1 pseudogene is annotated in these 3,101 nt (G+C 71.1%); it reads left to right on the top strand.

The window, feature by feature from the left end:
* A pseudogene (locus H5J33_RS29030) lies at positions 1-3,019 on the top strand (alpha-amylase family glycosyl hydrolase); the annotation flags it as partial.
* Positions 3,020-3,101: the final 82 nt, after the last annotated feature.

Below are 3,101 nucleotides of genomic sequence, written 5' to 3'. Positions count from 1 at the left end.
GGGCGGCGGCCAGCCGGCGGGCGCCACGGGCCGCCCGCCCGCCCCGCCGTCCGACACCCGACTGGCCGCGGTGCCGACGCGGCACGACATGACCCGCGAGCAGTTCTACTTCCTCCTCCCCGACCGGTTCGCGAACGGCTCCGCCGCCAACGACCGGGGCGGGCTGACCGGCGACCGCACCACCACCGGCTTCGACCCCACCGACAAGGGCTTCTACCAGGGCGGTGACCTGAAGGGGCTGATCAGCAAGCTCGACTACGTCAAGGGGCTCGGCACCACCGCGATCTGGCTGGCCCCGATCTTCAAGAACAAACCGGTACAGGGCAACGGAGAGAGCGCCGGCTACCACGGTTACTGGATCACCGACTTCACCCGTGTCGACCCCCACTTCGGCACCAACGCGGACCTCGCGGAACTCATCCGCAAGGCCCATGCCAAGGGCATGAAGGTCTTCTTCGACGTCATCACCAACCACACCGCCGACACCATCACCAACACAGAGAAGACGTTCGCGTACCGCGGCAAGGGCGCCTACCCCTACCTGGACACCGAAGGCCGCCCCTTCGACGACGGCAAGGGCATGCGGAAGATCGACGCCCGCGGCTTCCCCTACACACCACAGGTCGCTCCGTCCGAACGGAACGCCAAGGTCCCTGCCTGGCTCAACGACCCCACCATGTACCACAACCGCGGCGACTCCACCTTCGCCGGCGAGAGCACCCTCTACGGCGACCACACCGGCCTCGACGACCTGTGGACCGAACGCCCCGAGGTCGTGCGCGGCATGGAGAAGATCTACGAGAAGTGGGTCGAGGACTTCCGCGTCGACGGCTTCCGCGTCGACACCGTCCGCAACGTCGACATGGCCTTCTGGACCCAGTGGGCGACGGCACTCGACGCCTACGCGGCGAAGAAGGGCCGGAAGAACTTCTTCGTCTTCGGCGAGACACTGTCCTCCGACCCGGCCGTCACCTCGCCCTACGTACGCCAGGGCCGCCTCGACGCGACGCTCGACTTCCCGCTCCAGGACGCCATCCGCCAGTACGCCTCCCAGGGCCGCACGGCCGACCGGCTCGCCGACGTCTTCGCGCAGGACTACCGCTACACCACCGACAAGGCGAACGCCTACGAACAGGTCACCTTCCTCGGCAACCACGACATGGGCCGCATCGGCGGCTTCCTGCTGAAGGACAACCCCGGCGCGGACGACGCCGAACTCCTGCGCCGGGACCGCTTCGCGCACGAGCTGATGTTCCTCTCCCGGGGCAACCCGGTCGTCTACTCCGGCGACGAGCAGGGCTTCACCGGCGCCGGCGGGGACAAGGACGCCCGTCAGACGATGTTCGCCTCGAGGGTGCCGGACTACCTGGACGACGACGAGATAGGCACCGGCCGCACGGCCGCCTCGGACGCCTACGACCCCTCCCACCCCCTGTACCGGGCGATAGCCTCCCTGTCCCGGCTCACCCGGCACCACCCCGCCCTGCGCGACGGCGTCCAGACCGAACGCTACGCGCAGGGCTCCGTCTACGCCTTCACCCGCACCGACACCCACCGGCGCGACCACTACCTGGTCGCGGCCAACAACGCCACGCAGGCCCGGACCGTACGGATCCCCACGGGCTTCGCCGGGATGACCTACCGAGGCCTGTACGGCACCACCGACACGGTGACGAGCGGTGCCGACACCCGCGTGACCGTCACCGTCCCGCCGCTGTCCTCCGTGGTGCTGGAGGCGAAGCAGCGGCTCGGCACGCCCGCCACCCGGCCGGCCCTGGAACTGAAGGCCCCGGCCGCGGGCGCCACCGGCGACGTCGACATCTCCGCAGACGTCAGCGGCGGCCGCCTGAACCGTGTCGTCTTCGCCGCCCAGGTCGGCAACGGCCCGTGGCAGACGCTCGGCACCGCCGACCACGCCCCGTACAAGGTCACCCAGCACCTGCCCGACACCGTGCGGCAGGGCACCAGCCTGCGCTACAAGGCCGTGGCCGTCGACCTCGCGGGCCGCACCGCGAGCGCCCTCGCCACGACCACGGCCGGCCGGGTGGTGGCACCCAGGCCGCCGAGCGCCCTGAACCGCGCCTACGCCGTCGTGCACTACCTGCGCCCGGACGGCGACTACACCGGCTGGCGACTCGAAGCCGGGGGCCGGTCGGCCGAGTTCACCGGCCGGGACGCCTACGGCGCGTTCGCCTGGGTCAAGTTGGAGGACGGCGCGCGGAGCCTGACGTACACGGTCACCGGCAACGGCACCGCGGACGGCCCGCGGCGCACCATCGACCTGGACAAGACGGGCGAGGTATGGATCCGGCAGGGGGACGACGGCCAGTCGGACACGGCACCACACGGCGCCTACCCGGCCCCCGACCCGGCCAAGGCCGTGATCCACTACCACCGGGCCGACGGCGACTACGACGGCTGGGGCCTGCACACCTGGACCGGGGCCAAGCACCCCACGGACTGGTCGGCGCCGCTCACCCCCACCGGCAGGGACGCGTTCGGCGTCACCTTCGAGGTGCCGCTCGCCGACGGCGCGACCTCGCTCAGCTACATCGTCCACAAGGGCGACGAGAAGGACCTCGGTGCCGACCGGTCGCTGGACTTCGCCACCTACGGCAAGGAGACCTGGCTGATCGCCGGTGACAGCGACTACCTGCTGCCGACGGTGGGCAGCGCCCCCGACCTGGACCTCGGCACGGCCAAGGCCCGCTGGATCGACACCGACACGGTCGTGTGGAAGGTGAAGACCACCGACTCCACCAGCCAGCAGCTCGTCTACGCCCCCGACGGAGGCATCACCGTCAAGGACGGCGCGCTGTCCGACGAGGGCCACTGGCTGCGGCTGATCCCGTCGAAGCTCACGGACGCGCAGAAGTCGGCGCATCCGGAGCTGGCGGACGACCCGGCGTTCACGGTCGACCCGCGCGACCGCGAACGCGTCCCGGCCGCCCTGCGCGCCCAGCTCATCGCCACCCAGCGCGCCGCCAACGGCGCGCTGCTGGCCGCCACAGGGGTCCGCCTTTCCTGACCCACGACGACCGACGGGTGCCCCTCGCCGAGCGAGGGGCACCCGTCGCGTTCCGGAGGACAGGCCGACTCAG

The organism is Streptomyces sp. WELS2 (assembly GCF_013870595.1).
In the GTDB taxonomy this organism is placed as follows: Bacteria; Actinomycetota; Actinomycetes; order Streptomycetales; family Streptomycetaceae; genus Streptomyces.
Note: the sequence above shows the minus strand (reverse complement) of the source record. Positions and strands in the feature narration are given on the sequence as shown.